The organism is Yoonia sp. F2084L (assembly GCF_023015625.1).
In the GTDB taxonomy this organism is placed as follows: Bacteria; Pseudomonadota; Alphaproteobacteria; order Rhodobacterales; family Rhodobacteraceae; genus Yoonia.
This window is the reverse complement of sequence record NZ_JALKAH010000005.1, coordinates 257,838-278,630: the sequence shown is the minus strand read 5'-3', so window position 1 is coordinate 278,630 and position 20,793 is coordinate 257,838. Positions and strand designations below refer to the sequence as shown.

Below are 20,793 nucleotides of genomic sequence, written 5' to 3'. Positions count from 1 at the left end.
CCTTGCGGGTCATGGCCCAGCGCACTAGGTCTTTGGCCAGCACAAGGATAGAAAATGACCAAATCGCTCTCCGACCTTTCCGACCAGATTTTGCAATCCGCCAAGCGGGCCGGTGCGGATGCCGCTGATGCGATTGCGGTGGATGGCACATCGCTGTCGATTACCGTGCGTGAAGGTGCTTTGGAACAAGCGGAACGCTCTGAAGGGATCGACATTGGATTGCGGGTCTTTGTGGGCCAGCGGCAGGCCTGTGTGTCATCCTCCGACGCCAAGCCGGATACCCTGACCCAGATGGCGGAACGCGCCGTGGCGATGGCCAGGGAAGCCCCCGAAGACCCCTATGCGGGCCTTGCTGATCCGTCACAATTGGCAACTGATATCGCGACGGAAGCGTTGCAGCTTTATGATCCCAGTGCAGAACCTGATCCTGCCGCCCTTCAAGATGACGCGACCCGCGCGGAAGCTGCCGCTTTGCGCAACGCGGGTGTCAGCCAAGTCCAATCCGCCTCAGCCGGGTATGGCCGTAGGCAAATCCACCTTGCCGCCAGCAATGGTTTCTCTGCTGGATATGCCCGCAGTGACCGCGGCCTTTCATGTGTCGCGATCAGTGGGACCGGAACGGACATGGAACGCGACTATGACTATGACAGCCGCGTGTTTCAGGCAGACCTGCGCGACGCCGAAGAGATCGGGCGTATCGCCGCAGAACGCGCGGTGGAGCGTGCAGGAGCCAAGAAGCCGCAGACCGGCACTTTCCCGGTGCTGTTCGATGAGCGCATCGCAAGTTCACTGATCGGTAGCCTCCTGCAAGCCACCAACGGTATGATGATCGCACGCGGATCAAGTTGGCTGCGCAATGCGGTGGGCGAACAGGTCTTGCCGAACGGGTTGTCGGTGATCGAAGACCCGCATCGTCCGCGCGTGACCGGATCGCGACTGTTTGATGCCGAAGGTCTGGCCACATCCAAACGCGCGATTGTTGACGATGGGGTTCTGACCGGTTGGACGCTAGACCTTGCCACCGGACGCAAGCTGGGAATGGAAAGCACCGCGAATGCGGCGCGTGGTACTGGCAGCCCGCCTTCTCCAAGCTTGACGAATGTCGCGCTGACCCAAGGTGACAAATCGCGCGATGATCTGATCAAGGACATGGGCACCGGCCTGCTGGTGACATCCATGATCGGCTCAACCATCAACCCGAACACCGGTGACTATTCCCGTGGGGCCGCAGGGTTCTGGGTTGAAAATGGTGAGATCACCTATCCGGTGAACGAATGCACTGTTGCAGGCAACTTGCGCGATATGCTGATGACGATTGTGCCCGCCAATGACGCGCGCATGCATCTGTCGCGGGTGGTGCCATCGCTGCTGGTCGAAGGGCTGACCGTTGCAGGCGACTGATCTGGCGCTGCTGGTCGACGCAGCACGCCACGCTGGCGACATCGCAAAGCACTATTTTCGGCAAGACCCCGATATCACCGAAAAGCCAGACGGTGCAGGGCCCGTCACTGCCGCAGACCTTGCCGTGAATGCGATGCTGGAAAGCAATCTGCAATCGGCACGGCCCGACTATGGCTGGCTGTCTGAGGAAACCGAAGATAACGCCGCGCGCCTCAGCACCACCCGTCAATTCATCATTGACCCCATCGACGGCACACGCGCCTTTATTGAGGGCAGTAAAGACTGGGCGCATTCGCTTGCGATTGTTGAAAACGGGCAGCCCGTCGCCGCCGCTGTCTATCTGCCTATGCGCGATATGATGTTTGCCGCCAGTGCAGGTGGCGGCGCAACATTGAACGGAGATCCAATCCACACGACCGATGCGGCGTTGGACGGGGCGACCATTCTGGGCGCAAAACCCAACTTTGACGGACGTTTCTGGAAACAGGGCGTCCTGCCTCCGATCAAGCGCAAGTTCCGCTCGTCGCTGGCCTATCGCATGTGCCTTGTGGCGCAGGGCGCATATGATGGCATGATCACGTTCTGGCCCAGTTGGGAATGGGACATTGCGGCGGGCGCGTTGATTATCACCGAGGCCAGCGGCACAGTGACGGATCAACATGGGGATAACTTGCGCTTCAACAATGCCCATCCTCAGGTGCCCGGTGTGCTGGCTGCGGGCCAGCCTTTGCACGCTGACTTGCTGGCGCGGCTTGAGCCGCAGCAACCAAACCCCTAGACTGCGCGCAACAGTCGTTTTCACAAAGGTTTTCCCATGACACAGCGCCTACACCTCGTCTTTGGCGGCGAACTTGTTGATCCAAGCAAGAACGCATTCAAAGACGTCGATGCCATCGACATCGTCGGCATGTTTCCCAACTACGAGGCCGCCTACAACGCGTGGAAAGGGGCGGCCCAGCGCACGGTTGATAACGCGCATATGCGGTACTTCATTGCCCATATTCACCGCTTGCGCGACGAAGAAACCGAAGCGTCACCAACCGAAGAGCTTGATCACTAAGGCAACCACCGAGGACCAAAAGAATGGCAAGATCCCTCGCTATTGCTGCCTATCTGGCCGGGCTGGGATCACCCGACCGCCCCAGAGACCCGACAGAACAGCCGCCGCGCCCGGAAGGGACAATCATCTGGGCCCGATGCAGCCACCCCGATCAGTTGATGGCCGTCGAAACGCTGGCCCGAAAGCTGGCTGAAGACGGCGATCCATTGCACATCATCGCAACGATGCTGGACTGGAACCCGGTTTATGCCAAACGTGCTTTGCCGGAACCGATGGGCAAGCAGAACATTCAGAATTTCATCGCTCACTGGCAACCTGCGATGTGTGTCTGGATGAAAGGCGACCTTGACCCCATTCTACTGACCGAGATGCGCGCAGCCGGTATCGTCGCCATGCTTGTCGATGCCACGGCAGAGGGGCTTGATGATATTGCAGGCACATGGGTGCCCGGTGCGATGCGGTCATTGCTGTCACAGTTTGAGGCCGTACTTGCGCTGGACCAGCATGCCGCAGCTGGCCTGATCCGCGCAGGTACTCCGGAAGACACGGTTTTGGTCACCGGCCCGATGGAAGATGCGGCCCCGACCCTGCCCTGCGACGAAACCGACAGGAGCGAAGTGGCGGCCGCTATTGGCACCCGCCCGGTCTGGCTGGCGGCAGCCGCACAACTCGATGAGAGTGACCACCTTGCCAAAGCGCATCAATTTGCCAGCAGACGCGCGCACCGGCTGCTGCTGATCATCGTGCCAAGGCATCCTGTCATGGCCATCCCGATGGCTGACAACATGCGGCGTCATGGGTTCAATGTGGCGATGCAATCCAAACAACCGAACCCGTCGGACATTACCCAAGTCTACATCGCCGACACAGAGGATGAACTGGGGCTTTGGTATCGCATCGCTCCGATCACCTATCTGGGCGGCACGTTGGATGGTGGCGGTTGCCGTGACCCGTTTGAGGCTGCGGCATTGGGGTCGGCGGTGCTTTATGGCCCGCAAGTATCCCCGTTTCAGCGGCACGCGGCCCGGCTCAATGCCGCTGATGCATCGCGGCTCATCCGGTCTGCGGCTGATCTGGGGCCCACTGTGGAAAGCCTTTTGGCCACCGATAAGACAGCTCAGCTTGCCCATGCCGCTTGGGATGTCACGTCGCGCGGGGCGACGGTGACGAATAGGATCGCCGCTTTTATTCAACTGCGTCTGGAAGAGATGGTGCAATAGATGCGCGCGCCGTCTTTCTGGTTCACGCCACCTGATCGACCGGCATGGGCCGCGCGATTGCTGGCACCATTGGCGGCAATATATGGTGCCGCAACCCGCCGCAGGGTCGCAAAACCTGCCAAGATCACCGCCAATGTGCCCGTTATTTGCGTTGGCAACATCAACGCAGGCGGCACCGGAAAGACACCCACAACGATTGCGCTGATTGAGCGCTTGATCACGCGCGGACGCGCGCCGCATGTTGTCTCGCGCGGGTATGGCGGCAGCCTTGAAGGGCCCATTCGTGTCGATGAGCGTACGCACAAAGCCGATCAGACCGGGGACGAGCCGCTATTGCTCGCAGCATTTGCGCCGACTTGGGTTGCCAAGGACCGTTCCGCTGGTGTGCGGGCCGCGCAAGAGGCCGGTGCAGATGTGATCCTGCTGGACGATGGGTTTCAAAATCCGGATGTCACCAAGGACCTTTCAATTGTTGTGGTGGATGCCCTGCGCGGCTTTGGCAACGGGCGCGTCATTCCGGCAGGTCCGTTGCGCGAAACCGTTGCGGCAGGGTTGAACCGGGCTGATCTGCTCCTCTCAATTGGTCCGCCGCGCGATCAGGATCGGTTCAGCGGACAATGGACGTCGGTTATTCCGCACCTTGTTGGACATCTGGCCCCTCTGCCCACGGGGATGCCGTGGCGCGACCTCAAGCTTTTGGCCTTTGCGGGGATTGGGCATCCGGAAAAGTTCTTTGTCACGCTGCGCGATATGGGGGCCAATTTGGTCCGGACCGAGGCGCTGGGCGATCACCAGCCGCTGACTGACGCCCTGATGAAACGGCTTGAGATCGAGGCCGAGGCGCGCAAGGCGCAATTGGTCACAACCGAAAAGGACGCGGTGCGCCTGCCCGACAGCTTTCGTATGAAGGTGCTGACATTACCAGTGCGATTGCAGTTGGTCGATTGGGGGCCTGTTGACGCAGCCTTTGATCGGCTGGGGCTTTAGTCCAGCAGGTCCTGATCGGCACCCAGCTTAGGTGATGCTGTTTTCGGGCTGACGTCAGCATCAGAAAACGTGATGGGCAAACGGACCGAGGGGATACCATCCAGGTCAACACGCATACCGCGGTGGATCACTTGGGGGTCGGCAAATGCCTCTTGCATGTCATTGATCGGACCGGCCGGCACGCCACCCGCTTCGCAAGCAGCAAGCAGGTCTATCTTTGACCATTCAAGCGTCTTTGCTGTCAAAAGTGCTGCCAGCTTGTCGCGGTTCGATAGCCGGGCGGCATTGGTTGCATAGTCGGGGTGGTCCGCCAGTTCCGGCACGCCCAGCAACGCGCAAAAATGACGATACTGGCCATCATTGCCGCTGGCGACGATGATGTGACCATCGGCGCAGCCAAAGACCTGATACGGCACGATATTGGGGTGCGCATTGCCCATGCGTATCGGTGCATTGCCGGTCGCCAGATAATTCATGCCCTGATTGGTCATCACCGCAGTCGCCACATCCAACAGGGCCATATCAATATGCTGACCTTTGCCAGTTGTGTGGCGCTGATTGACCGCCGCAAGAATACCGGTGCAGGCATAGATCCCGGTAAAGATATCGGTGACGGCCACACCCACCTTCTGCGGCTGACCATCAGGGTCCCCTGTCACGGACATCAGGCCGGACATCCCTTGGATGATATAGTCATAACCGGCGCGTTTGGCGTAGGGGCCGTCCTGTCCAAAACCCGTGATTGAGCAATAGATCAAACGCGAGTTGAGCGCAGCAAGGCTGTCATAATCCAACCCGTATTTTGCCAAGCCGCCAACTTTGAAATTCTCAATCAGGATATCCGCGTCAGCAACCAAATGCTTGACCTGCGCTTGGCCTTCGGGCGTGCGAAAGTCGATAACCACCGATTTCTTGCCCCGATTGCAGCAATGAAAATAGGCGGCACTTTCTTCGCCATCATGATCCACAAAGGGCGGACCCCATTGGCGGGTATCATCGCCTTGCGGGCTTTCGATCTTGATCACCTCGGCCCCAAGATCAGCAAGTGTCTGACCGGCAAGCGGGCCCGCAAGGACCCGCGCCAATTCCACAACTTTCAGGCCCGCAAGAGGCTGCATCGCATATGCTTTCAGTTCACGCGCAGGCCGACTTAGCCCAGCTTCCCATCCAGAATTTCAGCGAATTCATCATAGGTCATATTTGAATGCTGGCGACCATCAATCATGAATGTCGGGGTTGAGCTGATGCCATCACGTTCCGCATTCTCTTGATACCAAGTGAACAGGGCCTCAGCTTTTGGTCCGTCGCTGAGACATGCATCAAGCGTTTCATTATCCAACCCGGCTGTTTTGGCCAAGGTCCGCAGGTCTTCGATAATGCCAGCCGGATCGCCCGAGGCCAGCCATGCGCGTTGCTCAGAGTAAAGCAGCTCAGAGAAGGCAAAGAAGAACTCAGAATCATCGTTGCAACGCGCGATCATCGACGCCCACAGGCCCGGACGATCAAAATAGACTTCGCGATACACGAACTTGATCCGCCCAGTGTCGATATAGTTCGCCTTCAGCGCCTGATACTGGTTGGCATGAAAAGTCGCGCAATGCGGACAGGTGAAAGACGCGTACTCGATCACTTCGACAGCGGCATTTGGATCGCCTTGCACCATTTCAATAACTTCAGGCAGTTCGCCATCTGCGCTTTGCGCCATAGCCGCGCCGGGCAAAAGTCCTGATTGTGGATCAGGCCGTGTGAGTGTCCAACCGGCACCCAAAGCCACCAAAGCGCCGCCACCTGCGGTCAAAAGAGTTCTACGTTTCATATCTACCTCTGATTAGAGTTTTGTTTTGTTAGGACGTTCGCGCCCAGCGCCGTCAGCGCCGCGCGGAGTTTTTCGTTTTCCACGTTCTTAGATAGGTCATATGCCACAGATTGCATCGCTGCATCCGGTGTTTTCTGAACTTTGGGGGCGGGTGTAAAGGCCACGCGCCCATCCGCAAAACCCGTTGGTGCCGTCTGCGTGACCCGCACGCGTGAAATCGCGCGATACCCGTAACAGGCATTCACTTTTTCGCGTATTTGTTCTTTTTGCATCTCTAGCATCGGGGCCTGCGCGCCGGTCGTCAGCACCGTCAGCGTGGCCCCCATCCCGCCTTTGCCGTAGCTGACGTTCACAGGCGTTGCGATTTTTGCCGTCGCTTCACCAACGACCTCGGCCCAATGCGTCAATAGCCGTGTCACCGCAAAACCGCGATCTTCGCTGGCTTTGCGAATGTTGCTTTGCATCAACGTCGCCGCGCGGGAAAATCCGCGCGTGGTGCTGGTGTGGCGTGGCCGTTTCATATCTAAGCCCTACTCTAAGATGATGAATGCGCCAAGTCTGTGTCGCAGGATGAAACGGGTAATAAACATTGCGTGACCTCAGTTCAGAGCTTTTGGCATGGTATGACGTGCACGCGCGCGAGATGCCGTGGCGGGTGTCGCCCGCTGATCGAAAAGCGGGCGTTTTGCCAGACCCCTACGCCGTCTGGATGTCCGAGGTGATGTTGCAGCAAACGACTGTTGCGGCCGTGCGCGACTACCATCGCAAATTTCTGGAAATTTGGCCGACCGTCATTGATCTGGCTGCCGCAGAGGATGCTGATGTCATGGCTGCATGGGCGGGTCTGGGGTATTATGCCCGCGCCCGCAACTTGCTGAAATGCGCACGCGCTGTGGTCGCCGACTATGGCGGGGCTTTCCCTGATACATATGAGGCATTGCTCAAGCTTCCGGGCATAGGACCTTATACTGCTGCCGCAATTTCGGCCATCGCCTTTGACCGCCCGGAAACGGTGGTGGATGGAAACGTAGAGCGCGTCATGGCGCGTTTGTATGATATCCACGAACCATTGCCCGGATCGAAGGCCGCACTGACGCAAAAGGCGCAGGCACTGACCCCGCAAGAACGCCCCGGGGATTATGCGCAAGCCGTGATGGACCTTGGGGCGACAATCTGCACTCCGCGCAGCCCGGCCTGCGGCATCTGCCCATGGCGCGACCCGTGTGCAGCCCGCGTCGCGGGAACGGCGGCGGAATTGCCAAAAAAGACACCAAAGAAGAAAACGCCGACGCGATTTGGCATCGTCTATGTCGCGCGTCGACCTGATGGTGCGTGGCTGCTGGAAACCCGCCCTGAAAAAGGCTTGCTTGGCGGCATGCTCGGCTGGCCCGGATCAGACTGGTGCGATCAGCCAGAGGAAAACCCACCGTTTGAGGCTGATTGGCAGCCTCTGGATGCCGAAGCGCGCCACACATTCACGCATTTTCATCTGCGGCTGAGAATCATGACCGTCCATGCCGAAAGCGACACACAGCCTTTGCGCGGACAGTTCCTGTCCCCACAGGACTTCAGCCCCACGGCACTGCCAACCGCGATGCGTAAGGTCTTTGATCTGGCGCATGTGACGTTACGCGATATTTGATAAATGCGAGATACTCAGTAGGCTGAGGCCAAACCAAAACGCGAGAGCTCACGATGACCGCAGTCCCCGGCACACCCAAATTCGCCCGTCTCAGCACCGCATTGCCATTCTGGCTGTCGCTGGGTCTGGTGCCCTTGGCGATCATTGCCGCTATGTACGGGGGATGGACCATCGCGCTTTTGCCATTGTCTACATGGTATCTGTTTACCGGGCTGGACTATGTCGTTGGGCAGAACACGCAAAACCCCGACCTTGAAACGCCAGAGGATCAACTTTTCTGGTATCAGTTGATCACCTTGCTTTGGACACCAGTCCAGTTGTTCACGATCTTCGGGATTATGCTCTATGTCGTGCAGACTGATCATCTGAGCGGGGTTGAAGAATGGCTCTTGTTCGCCGCCCTTGGCATTCTGTCCGGCACCATCGGGATCACCTATTCCCATGAACTGATGCACCAAAAGCCCAAGCTGGAACGCTGGATGGCGGATATCCTGCTGGCGTCGGTCTTGTATTCACACTTTCGGTCCGAGCATCTGCTGGTCCATCACCGTTACATCGGGACGCCGCGCGACCCTGTGACCGCGCGCTATGGTGAAAGCTTTTACCGCTTCTTCCCGCGTGTGCTTTACCAATCGTTGGTTTCATCCTTCAAAGCCGAAAAAGGGATGCTCGCCCGCAAATCCCTGCCGTGGTTCCATCGGTCCAACCCGTTCTGGCTCTATCTTGGATTACAGGCTGGTTTCGTCCTGCTGGCGTGGATCATCGGCGGCGGCTGGGGTGTATTCCTGTTCACGGTGCAAGCGTTTTGGGCGATCTTCCAGCTTGAGTTGGTCGACTACGTCGAACACTACGGTCTGACACGCAAGCACCTTGGTGATGGCAAATACGAACACGTCCTGCCACGGCATTCATGGAACGCGACGCAACAGGCGTCGAACTGGTTGCTGATCAATCTGCAGCGACACTCAGACCACCACTACAAACCAAACCGGCGGTTTCCACTGTTGCAGACTTATGATGACGATGAGGCCCCGCAACTTCCCTTTGGCTATCCTCTTATGACGATGATGGCCTTGGTGCCGATACTGTGGCGCAAGACGATGAACCCGCGGGTCAAGGCTTGGCGCAAGCAGTATTATCCCGAGATAAAGGATTGGGAGCCTTACAAGCGGGCAACAAATCCGATGCCACGTTAGGGCACCATCCACCGCGATTTCACGAAACTGTGCTGTGCCATTGTGGCCTTTGTCTTATCTCCAGCTATGTAAAAGCGTTAATGATAACGCCATTGGAGGACGAACAATGACACATTTTTCACGACGCAAGCTTCTCACCGCAGGGGCAGCGCTGCCGATGGCCGGACTTGCCGCCGGTGCCGCGCAGGCTGAAGCGCCCATGAAAGGGCCAAGCATGGCCAACCATCGCCGCTTTGCGATCGGCGATTTTGAAGTCACGACAATTCTTGGCGGGACAGCGCCCCGCGAGAACCCACAAGGCATCTTTGGCATGAACGTGTCTGAGGCTGAGTTCGCCGAGGTCAGTCAGCAAAACTTTCTTTCGACAGAAAGCTCTAACTTTTTCTTCACACCAACACTGATCAATACCGGTGCTGAACTGGTACTGTTTGACACTGGCCTGAATGCTGAGGCGACCACCGCCGCAATCGAAAGCGCAGGCTACACAGCCGATCAGGTCGATATCGTTGTGTTGACCCATATGCATGGCGACCACATCGGTGGCCTGATGAGCAATGGTACGGCGACCTTTGCCAACGCCCGCTACGTGACCGGGCAGGTCGAATATGATCACTGGGCGGCCGCTGGCAATGAAGGCTTTGACGCCAACGTGCGCCCGATGGCCGATATGATGACCTTCCTTGGCGATGGTGATGATGTTGTTTCCGGGATCACAGGGATGGCTGCGTTTGGCCACACACCCGGCCACATGGTCTACCGCATCGAAAGCGCAGGCAGCGGGCTTGTCATTTTTGCCGATCTGGCAAACCACCCGGTATGGTCATTGGCACGCCCCGATTGGGAAGTACGCTTTGACGCGGATAAAGAGGCCGCAGCAGCCAGCCGCCGCAATGTGCTTGGTATGATCGCTGCTGACCGTGTGCCTGCAATCGGCTATCACATGCCCTTCCCTGCGGTGGGCTATGTCGATACGGGCACAGATGGGGCAGAATTCCGCTGGGTGCCTGAGGCCGGGCAATTGGTAGGTTAGGCCGCCAAAGAAAAAACCCCCGCCATTACATTGGATGGCGGGGAACGTTTAACGCAGCTGGGATTTGAAAGCAGCTTTGTGGAACCAAGTTGCCATTACCCCCCATCTGCACCATTCTCGACTTCACGGAGGAGTTCTGAGATTTCCGCCAGTTCTTCTGAGGCTAAAACCGCCTGTGACAGATCATTCTCAAGCTCCATCAGAGCGTGATAGTCCCCTCGGTTCATAATCTTGCGTGAATTTAACGCCTTTTTGGCCATTTCTCGGAGAAGACCCGCTTCGGCATAGAAATCAAACCCTACCTCTCTTGGGAAGTGTTCAAGAAACTGCTTCGCATCAGTGACACATGCTTCATTGCCAGAATTCATCATATGGAACAGGTCGCTAGCTGTATGAGAGTACTACTGTCGAACCTCTCTGATTATCGCTGCACTGCCGCTGCCTTTTGTTTCGTCAAAGACCTGAAGGAAGAAGGAACTCGGCATGACGACCTGATTTAGGTCATCTTCGGTGACTAAACCTTTATCGCGTTCTATGCATGAAATCTTCCATGAGCGATAGCACTCCAAACCCTCCAGAAGTCGGACTAACTCGCGTCTGGCAGCATCTCTGTTGCTTCCTGAAGCCATGCACCACAAGTATTTAAATTTGCGCAAAGTGACAAACACAAACGCGCTCAATCAGGGTCCAAACCTGCCCTCCACGAAAAAACCCCGCCATCACTAGGGATGGCGGGGGAAAAGTTAGTGCTTACGGGCCCTTCCACCATTGAAAGGGCTTGCCGCAGGCACCGGCGGTATCAACTTTGGTGAAGCCGTCATTTGATCTTTAAGGGAACCCATGTTTCGCTGCCTCTTGTCAGGCTTCGCCTGCCTGCGAACGCGACAATGGATGCATATCCTTTTCTGTAAGATCAAACGCCGTTAATGCTTCGCCATCTCTGAGCGGATCTGCTGGCGTAGCAGATCAATGGGCACCTTTTGCCCGTCGCGTTTAAACTGCCAATAGGTCCAGCCGTTACAGCTTGGCGCACCTTCCAGATGCGCCCCGACCTGATGGATTGATCCTTTGATGTCGTCACCGATCAACGTGCCATCCGCACGGACCTTTGCTTTGTGCCGGCCATTCATGCTCCACAATTCCTCACCGGGGCGCAGCATGCCGCGCTCGATCAGGACACCGAACGCAACGCGTGGTTCAGCGCGTTTGGAAGTGGACACCTACAGCGCTTCGTTGTCGAACTTGCGGGTGTTCTTGATGCGCTTTTCGGCCACCTTGCGGTACGCCTCTTCACGCTCAATCCCGTTGAAATCGCGGCCCAGCATCTTTGCAACTGCGCCGGTTGTTTACCGGCAACTCCATGGCTCCGACAATTTGACTGTCCGAAAATTAAAGAACTTTCGAATGAAAGGATGATGCAATCGCGCATCGATGTCTGCTTGCAAGTCAGTGCTACTGACGTCTTCATATGTTTGACCATTCATCGTAAAGCTAACGCGAAGATCCGGATTGTCTGCAAGTCTTGCCAGCAAATCATAGTATACTACTCCAACTTCTGGTTTATCATTTGGCAGCATCACTTCTGTAGTTCCCTCTGCTGTGATACTCGCCACATCATCAAGATATCCGAAGAGACTGGGTGGTTCCGAAAAGACAATGTGATTGCTAACACCACCTTCAATCCTAAGGTTAGCAAACATATTGACAGCTTGCGCGGTCTTTAGCCCGGCGTAGGGCATCGCCCCATTCGCGAAGTAAAGGACTGTGATAAACGCACCAATCAGGTAAGCTACTTTACTATGAACTAATGTGCGATCTCCATCGATCGCACGGCCATGTCGGAAGATAAGAAAGCAAACAACAAAGACGGCCGGCAAGAAACACAAACTTGCCAAATCATAACGCCTTAGAAGCATACAAAAGACGCCAACGACCAAAAGAATTAGAAGCGCGAGCTTGTTGGTCCACTGCCCAGCACGCTCTTCCAACCAGGCCATGTCCTTGGTCATATTGATATTGTCGAGCTGTTGTCGACTGAGGAACAGCATATGCAACGAAATCGCCAATGTCGTGAAACCGATATAGGCTGAATAGCTACTTAAGGCCAGCAAAGTGTGGAAAAGGATTCCACCGATCATACCAATGTGGCGGGTCTTGGGATTCAGTAGCGCCAGAACTAACAAACCTTCGGCAACAAAGGTGCCGTAGATCGCTGCGTAGTCGATGTAAACCGACTGCACCCAACTAATGGGAGGCAGCATCTTGTCCCAAAGAGCTATTGCACAGCTGTATTCAGGGTCAAGGAAGCCGGTGTTGAGCTTATGAAAAATGCCAAAGAAATACATCACCAACAGAGCGCCGCGCCCTGCCAAAGTAAAATTGGCAAAGATATCACCTACCGGTCTGCTTGCGATCATTGCGTAAAGAAAAGACAGCCAATACCCAATCAACATCATAGTCCTGAGCATTGTGTGGTTTGATTGCGAGGGGGCTTGCAGGACTGTGCTGATAGTACTGAACAGGACGAGTACAAACAAAAGTCTGGCTGAGCTCGGCCGAGACAGCAACAAAAGCGCTGCGATGAATATTGCGATGATATCCGGGCCGCCGGGCCATCGTCCGGGTTCTAACAAGAAGATAATAACGTGGAAAACAGAGAAGAGTGCAAAGATCAAACCAAAGATCTTTTGCCGTTCTTCGGCTCTGCCATCCGCATCGTTGATCGTGCGTCGCCCCATTAGGAATAACGTGAACCAGCGGCCACTGCGTAAGAACGGATAGATGAACGCAGACAGCCAGCGGACGCTAAAGATCGCTCTGTTCAGACGATTGAACCAACCTGATGATGTAGAAAGTGTCGCCAATAGATGTGTCGCCTCAGCGCCACCAACACGCTTGCCGTCGATGTCGACGACCATGCCTTGGTCAAGGTCATAGCCTTCTTGCGTCAGCTCCTCACGCATGGCGACGTGCTCACGCAGGTTGATCAGGTCCACTTGCCCGACTGCTTCACGCAAATGGACCAAGCCCACGTAGCTGGTACAAAACGGGCATTCGCCGTCATAGTAAATTTTGGCTGCCATGCTCTGCAGTGCCTCATGTCACGTCTTTGGTGCGTTAAGCTCTAGTCTTTAATCTGAATTTGCCGAGAGAATATGACGATTTTAGGGATGATCTGCCCGATTTCGACACAACGATAAAAAACCCCGCCATCACATATGGATGGCGGGGGAAAAGTTAGTGCTCGCGGACCTTTCCACCATTGAAAAGGCTTGCCGTGAGCACCGGCGGTATCAACTTTGGTGAAACTTAGTGCTTCGCCATCTCGGAGCGGATCTGCTGGCGCAGCAGATCAATGGGCACCTTTTGCCCGTCGCGTTTAAACTGCCAATAGGTCCAGCCGTTACAGCTTGGCGCACCTTCCAGATGCGCCCCGACCTGATGGATTGATCCTTTGATGTCGTCACCGATCAACGTGCCATCCGCACGGACCTTGGCTTTGTGACGACCGTTCATGCTCCACAATTCTTCGCCGGGGCGCAGCATGCCGCGCTCTACCAGCACACCGAACGCAACGCGGGGTTCGGCACGTTTGGAGGTAGAGACCTCCAACGCCTCTTTGTCGAACTTGCGGGTGTTCTTGATGCGCTTTTCGGCCACCTTGCGGTAGGCTTCTTCGCGCTCGATCCCGATGAAATCGCGGCCCAGCATTTTTGCAACCGCGCCCGTGGTGCCAGTCCCGAAGAAGGGGTCAAGGACCACATCGCCGGGGTTCGTGGTGGCAACCAGGACGCGGTGCAAGAGGGATTGCGGTTTTTGAGTGGGGTGGGCTTTGTCTCCGGCTTCATTCTTCAGCCGCTCGTGTCCGGTGCAGATGGGCAGAACCCAGTCCGACCGCATCTGAACACCCTCGTTGAGGGCCTTGAGCGCTTCGTAATTGAAGGTGTATTTGCTGGCCTCTTCTTTCGAAGCCCAGATTAGCGTTTCATGGGCATTGGTCAGACGCTTGCCCCGAAAATTCGGCATCGGGTTCGATTTGCGCCACACGACATCGTTGAGGATCCAGAACCCCTGGTTCTGCAACTCAGCACCCATGCGGAAAACGTTGTGATAGCTGCCAATGACCCAGATCGCGCCATTTGGTTTCAGTAGACGGCGGGCGGCAGCCAACCATTCGCGGGTGAACTTGTCATAGACTTTGAAGCTGTCGAACTGGTCCCATGCGTCATCAACCGCATCAACCTTGGAATTGTCGGGGCGGTGCAGATCACCCTTCAGTTGCAGGTTATAGGGCGGATCAGCAAAGATCAGGTCGACAGAACCCGCAGGCAGGCTGTTCATCACTTCGATGCAGTCGCCGTCCACAATAGTGTTCAGGGGAAGCGCTTGCGCCTCCTGTGCTTTCGTCTTGGTCTTCATAACTTGCCTCTAAGCCCCGGCGGGTGTCCCGCTCTGTTGGTTGAGCCCAATGTGAGTCAGAGGCGATTCCAAGTCAAAAACATTATTGATTCAATCGCTTAGGTTTTCATCTTGATACAAGATGTTGTGTATCGGCTTGAACGACCGCCTATGATGTTCAGTGACTCCGAACTGCTCAAGCCCCAATTTATGTTGGGCTGTAGGATAACCTGCGTTCTTATCCCAGCCGTAGTGGGGGTGCTGTTGCGCCAATGTCACCATGTGTCTGTCACGCCACACCTTCGCCACGATAGAGGCCGCAGCGATGCTCAGACTGCGACCGTCACCCTTGATAAGCGTCTCTGACGAAACGGCCAAATCACGCGGGATCATGTTGCCGTCGATCAAAGCGTGATCCACCACTTGCGACAGGCCCGCAATCGCCCGCACCATCGCGATGTGTGACGCGCGCAGGATGTTATGTGCGTCAATCTCGGCAACGGTCGCTTCGGCGATGGATACATCTGCTGCTATCAGCAACGCGTCATAAAGCGCGTCGCGCCGCTTGGCCGTCAGTTTCTTGCTGTCGTTCAGCCCGTCGGGGATGTTCGCGGGATCAAGGATCACGGCAGCAGCCACAACCGGCCCCGCCAGCGGCCCGCGCCCGACCTCATCAACACCTGCGATATGCCTAAAGCCACGCTTTTGCGCGGCCTTCTCAAAACTGAAATCGGGTTTGGTCATAAGATCAGTCACCAGATGCGACGGGCAACTTCAAGGAAAAAGGGGCAGAGAGCCATGTCCAACCTCTCTGCCCCGTGATGGGCGCTTGGTCCGTTACGCATTACTCTGCGCACTCGTTATCAGACCAAGCCCCCAAGGTGGCGCGGTGACCGGGGCAGGAAACCGCGCTTTGGTACAGCGTCTTAGTGACGCCGATCTGTACGGAAGCCCTGCTCGCGCAGGCACAGCGGATCAAAGCCACGGCGTGGGCCATCATTGGTATAGATGCGGACGGCACAGCGATCAGGCAGACTGTTCACGTGGCGATAGTTGCGTTCCAGGCAGCGTTTGCCGAACATCCGTTGATTGCCAAAACGCGTCTCGACCGTGCGCAAGCAACCATGAGGCAGCGCGCGATGACGGTCGCGGTTACTGGAATGCTGACGGTTCAGATCAGACCAGTCGTTATTACGATTGATTCCGTTCCAGTCATGGCGATCATGCACAGGTGTGCTGCGGTCGCGGTTCCGATCACGGTTTTCCTCAATGGCGGCGCCGATGACAGCGACGGCGGCCAGGCCGATCAACAGCTTGCCAACATCTTCGCGGTTCATCCCCTGGGCCTGTGCAGGTACTGCGGCGGCGAGGGTCAGTGAAAGTGCGGTTATCCCGGCAATCAATGGTTTCAACATGTGTTCGTCCTTTCGGTATCGGTGCCTTCGTGGTGGCGATGAACCGAAAATGGGGCAGACCCTGCTTGCCAAACAATAACGGGGGATGGTTATGCGATTGCCATCGCGATAACATAAGGCGTTATTGAATATCAGGACGGCTTTGGATCAGGATGAGCATATGAAACAACTTTCTTTCTCATTCATGGCTCTGATGTTGAGCGCGACCGTCGCACAAGCGGCATGCTATGCCGACTATAAGGCAAAGCAAGACGACCCGCTGCGGCTTCACTATGGGGTTGCAGAGGTCCGCGGCGACTGTTCTGTCGGTTCAGCCGAAGGACAACTGCGCGACCGGTTGGCTGGTAACGGGTGGCAGCTATTGAATGTGCTTGGCGTCTTTGATGACGCGGGCCTTGATGAAAGAAAGGACAGCGCAGGTGACTTCTTCCTCCGCTACTGAGGCACGTGAAATCGGGAACCGGATTGTCGTCGCTGGGATTGCGGCGATCGTTCTGATTTTGGCGATTGCGGCCGTTTTGTTGTTTATCAATCTGCCTGATGCCAACGCATTCAACATGCGGGTTGAACGGTTGTTTGTGGAAAATGACAATCTTACCAGCAATGCCGAGATCAAACTGCTTGAAATCCTCGCGGGGTCCGGCACCGCGTTTTCCGACACGCTTGCATCTTACCGTTTTGTTATCTTCGTGCTGCTGATCTTTGCCACGGCCCTTTTGGTCGCCGCTGTCGCCTTCCTTGTCATGCTGATCGCGCTTAACCGCCGTATGGGCCGGATTGAGCGTCAGGGGATTGAAGTGAACTCGCTAACCATCAGTCGCGATCAAAAGGCAGTTTATCTCAACGACTTTGAATTCAAGCTGACGGATGCGGCGATTGAAACGCTGTCTGTTCTGGCCGAGGCCCGGATGGATGATGAAGTCATGACAGGTGCCGAAATCGAAGGGGTCATCTCGGGCCGCAATGCCGCCGACTGTGATGAGGCAGCTGGCGCTACCCGAATCAAGCGATTGCGTGATACACTCGGAAATCAGATGATGAGTGAACTTTTGGTCAAGAATATCGCCCGAAAGGGCTATGTACTGGCGATTGATAAAGACGTCATACGCATGATCTAGTTGAATTTGCTGGTAAATTTTGATTGCGTCAGCTTTTGCACAAACAAGTGCAACCCAGAATTAGTGTGGCTGGGATTAGTTAACTATATGTCCCATTTGTCAGCATTTGCCCTCAGTTTGGAAAAAATTTGCCTAACTTTGCGCACATTTGCCACGCCTTATAGCCGCTAGGAATTATTTTTTGAGGCAGCGCAGATGCTTTTGAATTTCTCAAAGCGCGCAGTAATCTCGCAGGAGTGGATAAATGACGAAAAAGTGGAATAGCACGGCGTTAGGCATGCTGACACTGGTAGGGAGCTTGTCGCTTTCGAACTTTGCATTCGCGCAAGAGGTCACGCTGACATCAAGCGACGGCACAGTGAACATGACTGGCGACTTTGTAGATTTTCGCGATAACGCATATATTATTGCAACCGCGCTAGGCGAACTTCGCGTCTCCGCAAGCCGGGTAAACTGCGAAGGTGCTGCATGTCCCGAACTTGGTGGTGGCGAAGTTGACATCACGATTGCAGGGTCAGACACCGTCGGTCTGGGTCTGATGCCACTTCTACTGGAAGGCTATGCAGGTTCAATCGACGCAGCCGCCGATCTTGTGAACACCGGCAATGGCGACGACATCGTTGCAGAACTGATCGGTGATCAGGGCTTTGGTGAAGATCTTGCCTCGATCCTGGTCACATCGTCAGGTTCATCCGACGGTTTTGCAAAACTACTGGAGCGCCAGACAGATATTAGCATGTCATCGCGCCGTATCCAGCCAGCCGAAGCGCGTGCATTGCGCAACGACGGTGCCGGCAACATGGTGAACCCGGCCCAAGAACACATTATTGCGGTCGACAGCCTTGTGCTGGTGACAAACCCTGCAAACCCAATCGACTCTTTGACAACCCAGCAGGTCCAGCAGATCTATAACGGCCAAATCACGAACTGGTCACAAGTGGGTGGTCCTGACCTTGCAATCACCGTGGTAAGCCGTCCCGAAGGCTCTGGTACACGCGATGTCTTTGAAGACCGTATCTTTGGGGATGCCAACACATCTGACGCGCCTGGAACTATTGTGGCAGAATCTAACGGCGACGTTTCGCAGATCGTTAACCAAACAGAAGGCGCTGTCGGCTACGTCGGTTATGCTTTCCAACGTGGTGCAAATGCGCTGAGCATTGTCAACGAATGCGGAATCTCAATGCAGCCCAATGCGTTCTCGGCACGTACAGAAGAATATGCGCTTCAGCGTCGCCTTTATCTTTACACACGTGAAGACACCGCAAGTGATAAAACACGTGATTTCGTCACGTATGCTACATCTGACGAAGCAGACAGCCTGATTGGTAAGGCGGGCTTTATCGGTTTTGCTGTTGACCGTCGCGAGCAACCGCTCGACGGTGACCGTGCACGTGCTCTTCTGAACCAAGACGTCGACGCTTATGAGGGTGGCTTCATGCGTCAGATGCTGGCCCAGATGGCTGACTTTGATCGCCTGTCGACAACATTCCGCTTTCGTACGGGTTCTGCCCAGTTGGATGAACGTGGTCTGATCGACAAACAGCGTCTGATTGAATATCTTGAAACCCAGCCAGCGGGAACAGAGTTGTTGATGGTGGGCTTTACCGATGACGTCGGCCAATTCGATGGCAACCTGGCCTTGTCACAGCAACGTGCAGCGCAAGTTGCAAATGAGCTGCGCAATTCAGGTGGAGACCGTGTAGCAGACATTACGGTTTCCTCAGTCGGCTTCGGTGAGATCGCACCTTCTGGTTGCAACACCAGCGACGAAGGTCGCCGCATCAACCGCCGCGTTGAAGTTTGGATCAAGTCACCTGCGTAACTTGATCGTCTAACGCTAATGTGCCCGCCGTTCGTATTTCAGGCGGGCACAGCCCAACACCAGGGACGGGCGTGCAAACGGTTCGACGGTATTGAGAATATCCGAACGCGTTTGTGCTATGCCATCCTATTGTATTCAATATCTGAGTATTAGTAGCACCTGTTGCAGGTAATCCATTGATAAAAATAGGACATCGCAATGTCGCAATATACAGTCACGACACCCAAGACGCGCACCGCCACAAGACTTGTCGCCACCACATGCACCGCTCTGCTGGCGCTGGGCACAGCGGTCGGTGCGAACGTCACCTCTGCCGCTGCCGATGAACAATTTGTAGACTCGGCGCTTTATGACGGTGGTAAGGCCCGGGTTAACCGATCCGCCGAACTGCGCACGCTGGCTGAGGCCAATGCATCTGCAAGTTGTCGTTTAGACGCCGACATTGGCCCGGACACAGCAAAATCTGATTTGTTATTGGCCCGTGACAACTTTGATGCGATCATCGCCGGGCTTCGGAACGGCGATCCCGCATTGGGTATGCCAACGCCTGAAACGCGCGCACGCACGCTACGGCAAATCAGTGCCACCGCAGATATCTGGATGCCGATGGAAGACGCGGCAAACCGGATGTTGAACGGGACCGGCTCTGCACAAGACGCCGCTTTGATCAACCAATCCTACAGCGACCTTTCTGAGCAAACGACAGTCCTAGCTGCTGAAGTGTCTGGACAATACTCCAACCCAATTGAGCTGCTGCAAAGCGATGCGACAGTGTTGAACTTTGCCGTGCGCCAACGCGAACTGGCATTCCGGATGACACGCGCCTTATGCGAATTGGCGACTGGCACAGGAGATGACGAAACATTCGAAGAGTTGAAGGGCAGTGTTGAGCTGTTTGAGCTGTCTTTGGTCGCGTTACGGGATGGGTTTCCTGAAGTGGGAATTCAGCCACCACCAAATGACGCCGTCAAAAATAGCCTGATACAGACTTATGACGTCTGGCAGTCAGGTCAGAGCATCTTTGACGACACACTGGCAGGGCAGACCCCGGATGCAGAAGATGTGATCGCATCAGTTGCTTTGGCCAAAGACCTTTCGGTTGAAATGCAAAACGCAATCACACTTTACCTGATCGCGACACCAGGTCAGGAAGGTGTCTACCGTGTCCCGCTTGAGGCCTATGCCGACAGCGAACTGTCGACATGGCTCGACAATCCTGAACTGATCGCAGCCATTAAAGCGCAAAATGCACGTCACGCCGGCCTGTCAGAGGACGAAGTGATCGCCCTTGATCAGCAGTGGCGGGCAGAGGCCGGAGACGGCGGTGGCCCTCTGATATCAGAGCTTCTGGAGCACCCTGTTTCCGCATGGTTGCGCGGGCAGCAGAACGCCACGGCCGGCTTTGTCACCGAAGTGTTTATCATGGATGACAAGGGCCTGAATGTCGCGCAAAGCGTCGAAACATCTGACTACTGGCAAGGCGATGAGGCCAAATGGCAAGAGACCTATCTTGTCGGTCCAGATGCATTGCACATCAGCGAAGTCGAATTTGATGACAGCACAGGCTTTTACCAATCACAGGCATCCATATCCATCAAAGACCCCGCAACGGGCGAAGTGATTGGCGCTGTCACATTTGGTGTGAACGTTCAAAACTTGATGTAATCGAGCAGAAACAAGAAAGG

General features: G+C 55.6%; 20 protein-coding genes and 1 pseudogene. 12 read left to right on the top strand and 9 right to left on the bottom strand.

The window, feature by feature from the left end:
- The first annotated feature begins 54 nt into the window (after positions 1–54).
- The 5 genes from MWU60_RS15465 to lpxK are packed head-to-tail and all read left to right on the top strand — an operon-like array spanning position 55 to position 4,668.
- Entirely contained in the window at positions 55–1,401 is a 1,347-nt protein-coding gene (locus tag MWU60_RS15465) for a TldD/PmbA family protein (protein WP_247228280.1), read from the top strand.
- Positions 1,388–2,179, top strand: coding sequence for a 3'(2'),5'-bisphosphate nucleotidase CysQ (locus MWU60_RS15460; RefSeq protein ID WP_247228279.1), 792 nt, complete (start codon positions 1,388–1,390; stop codon positions 2,177–2,179). Before MWU60_RS15465 ends, MWU60_RS15460 begins: the two co-directional genes overlap by 14 nt.
- A 36-nt stretch (positions 2,180–2,215) precedes the next feature.
- Positions 2,216–2,461, top strand: coding sequence for a DUF4170 domain-containing protein (locus MWU60_RS15455; protein ID WP_247228278.1), 246 nt, complete (start codon positions 2,216–2,218; stop codon positions 2,459–2,461).
- Positions 2,462–2,484: 23 nt separating this feature from the next.
- Positions 2,485–3,681, top strand: coding sequence for a glycosyltransferase N-terminal domain-containing protein (locus MWU60_RS15450; RefSeq protein WP_247228277.1), 1,197 nt, complete (start codon positions 2,485–2,487; stop codon positions 3,679–3,681).
- Positions 3,682–4,668 carry a tetraacyldisaccharide 4'-kinase gene (gene lpxK, locus MWU60_RS15445; protein WP_247228276.1) on the top strand — a complete coding sequence of 329 codons (987 nt, stop codon included), beginning with the start codon at positions 3,682–3,684 and terminating at the stop codon, positions 4,666–4,668.
- On the opposite strand, the gene MWU60_RS15440 is transcribed toward lpxK, so the two are convergent.
- Genes MWU60_RS15440 through MWU60_RS15430 form a run of 3 tightly spaced genes read right to left on the bottom strand, consistent with a single transcriptional unit; the run spans position 4,665 to position 7,005 of the window.
- Positions 4,665–5,786 (bottom strand): CaiB/BaiF CoA-transferase family protein, encoded by a 1,122-nt coding sequence (locus tag MWU60_RS15440; RefSeq protein WP_247228275.1) that lies wholly within the window; start codon positions 5,784–5,786, stop codon positions 4,665–4,667. The genes lpxK and MWU60_RS15440 overlap by 4 nt on opposite strands.
- 32 nt (positions 5,787–5,818) lie before the next feature.
- A complete protein-coding gene (locus MWU60_RS15435; protein WP_247228274.1) occupies positions 5,819–6,484 on the bottom strand; it encodes a DsbA family protein in 666 nt (221 codons plus the stop codon).
- A 2-nt stretch (positions 6,485–6,486) separates the two neighbouring features.
- Positions 6,487–7,005 carry a DUF721 domain-containing protein gene (locus MWU60_RS15430; protein ID WP_247228273.1) on the bottom strand — a complete coding sequence of 173 codons (519 nt, stop codon included), beginning with the start codon at positions 7,003–7,005 and terminating at the stop codon, positions 6,487–6,489.
- A 68-nt stretch (positions 7,006–7,073) separates the two neighbouring features.
- On the opposite strand from MWU60_RS15430, the gene mutY reads away from it, so the two are divergent.
- The 3 genes from mutY (at position 7,074) to MWU60_RS15415 (ending at position 10,352) form a co-directional block, all read left to right on the top strand.
- Positions 7,074–8,126 (top strand): A/G-specific adenine glycosylase, encoded by a 1,053-nt coding sequence (gene mutY, locus MWU60_RS15425; RefSeq protein ID WP_281493315.1) that lies wholly within the window; start codon positions 7,074–7,076, stop codon positions 8,124–8,126.
- A gap of 53 nt (positions 8,127–8,179) precedes the next feature.
- On the top strand, positions 8,180–9,322 hold the full coding sequence (locus MWU60_RS15420; protein WP_247228272.1) for an alkane 1-monooxygenase: 1,143 nt from the start codon (positions 8,180–8,182) through the stop codon (positions 9,320–9,322).
- Between the two features lie 106 nt (positions 9,323–9,428).
- Entirely contained in the window at positions 9,429–10,352 is a 924-nt protein-coding gene (locus MWU60_RS15415) for an MBL fold metallo-hydrolase (protein ID WP_247228271.1), read from the top strand.
- Positions 10,353–10,447: 95 nt separating this feature from the next.
- Here MWU60_RS15415 and MWU60_RS15410 read toward each other — a convergent pair whose 3' ends face one another.
- From MWU60_RS15410 to MWU60_RS15385, 6 genes and pseudogenes are all read right to left on the bottom strand, one after another.
- A complete protein-coding gene (locus MWU60_RS15410) occupies positions 10,448–10,723 on the bottom strand; it encodes a hypothetical protein (protein WP_247228270.1) in 276 nt (91 codons plus the stop codon).
- Positions 10,724–11,275: 552 nt separating this feature from the next.
- A pseudogene (locus tag MWU60_RS15405) lies at positions 11,276–11,698 on the bottom strand (site-specific DNA-methyltransferase); the annotation flags it as partial.
- Complete coding sequence (locus tag MWU60_RS15400) at positions 11,699–13,435, bottom strand: DCC1-like thiol-disulfide oxidoreductase family protein (protein ID WP_247228269.1); 1,737 nt, start codon at positions 13,433–13,435, stop codon at positions 11,699–11,701.
- 226 nt (positions 13,436–13,661) lie between these two features.
- Positions 13,662–14,771, bottom strand: a complete 1,110-nt coding sequence (locus tag MWU60_RS15395; protein ID WP_247228268.1) for a site-specific DNA-methyltransferase — start codon at positions 14,769–14,771, stop codon at positions 13,662–13,664.
- Between the two features lie 90 nt (positions 14,772–14,861).
- Positions 14,862–15,494 carry a ribonuclease HII gene (locus MWU60_RS15390; protein ID WP_247228267.1) on the bottom strand — a complete coding sequence of 211 codons (633 nt, stop codon included), beginning with the start codon at positions 15,492–15,494 and terminating at the stop codon, positions 14,862–14,864.
- 182 nt (positions 15,495–15,676) lie between these two features.
- Positions 15,677–16,165: a hypothetical protein gene (locus MWU60_RS15385; protein WP_247228266.1), complete on the bottom strand. Its 489-nt coding sequence runs from the start codon at positions 16,163–16,165 to the stop codon at positions 15,677–15,679.
- 160 nt (positions 16,166–16,325) lie between these two features.
- Here MWU60_RS15385 and MWU60_RS15380 point away from each other — a divergent pair, with 160 nt between their 5' ends.
- The 4 genes from MWU60_RS15380 to MWU60_RS15365 all read left to right on the top strand — a co-directional run bounded on the left by MWU60_RS15380 (position 16,326) and on the right by MWU60_RS15365 (position 20,773).
- The gene (locus MWU60_RS15380; protein WP_247228265.1) at positions 16,326–16,607 is read left to right on the top strand and encodes a hypothetical protein; all 282 of its coding nucleotides are present in this window, start codon (positions 16,326–16,328) and stop codon (positions 16,605–16,607) included.
- Positions 16,564–17,283, top strand: a complete 720-nt coding sequence (locus MWU60_RS15375; RefSeq protein WP_247228264.1) for a hypothetical protein — start codon at positions 16,564–16,566, stop codon at positions 17,281–17,283. The genes MWU60_RS15380 and MWU60_RS15375 overlap by 44 nt, the downstream gene beginning before the upstream one ends.
- Positions 17,284–17,527: 244 nt before the next feature.
- Positions 17,528–19,108 (top strand): phosphate ABC transporter substrate-binding/OmpA family protein, encoded by a 1,581-nt coding sequence (locus tag MWU60_RS15370; RefSeq protein ID WP_247228263.1) that lies wholly within the window; start codon positions 17,528–17,530, stop codon positions 19,106–19,108.
- A 198-nt stretch (positions 19,109–19,306) separates the two neighbouring features.
- Complete coding sequence (locus MWU60_RS15365) at positions 19,307–20,773, top strand: type IV pili methyl-accepting chemotaxis transducer N-terminal domain-containing protein (RefSeq protein WP_247228262.1); 1,467 nt, start codon at positions 19,307–19,309, stop codon at positions 20,771–20,773.
- Positions 20,774–20,793: the final 20 nt, after the last annotated feature.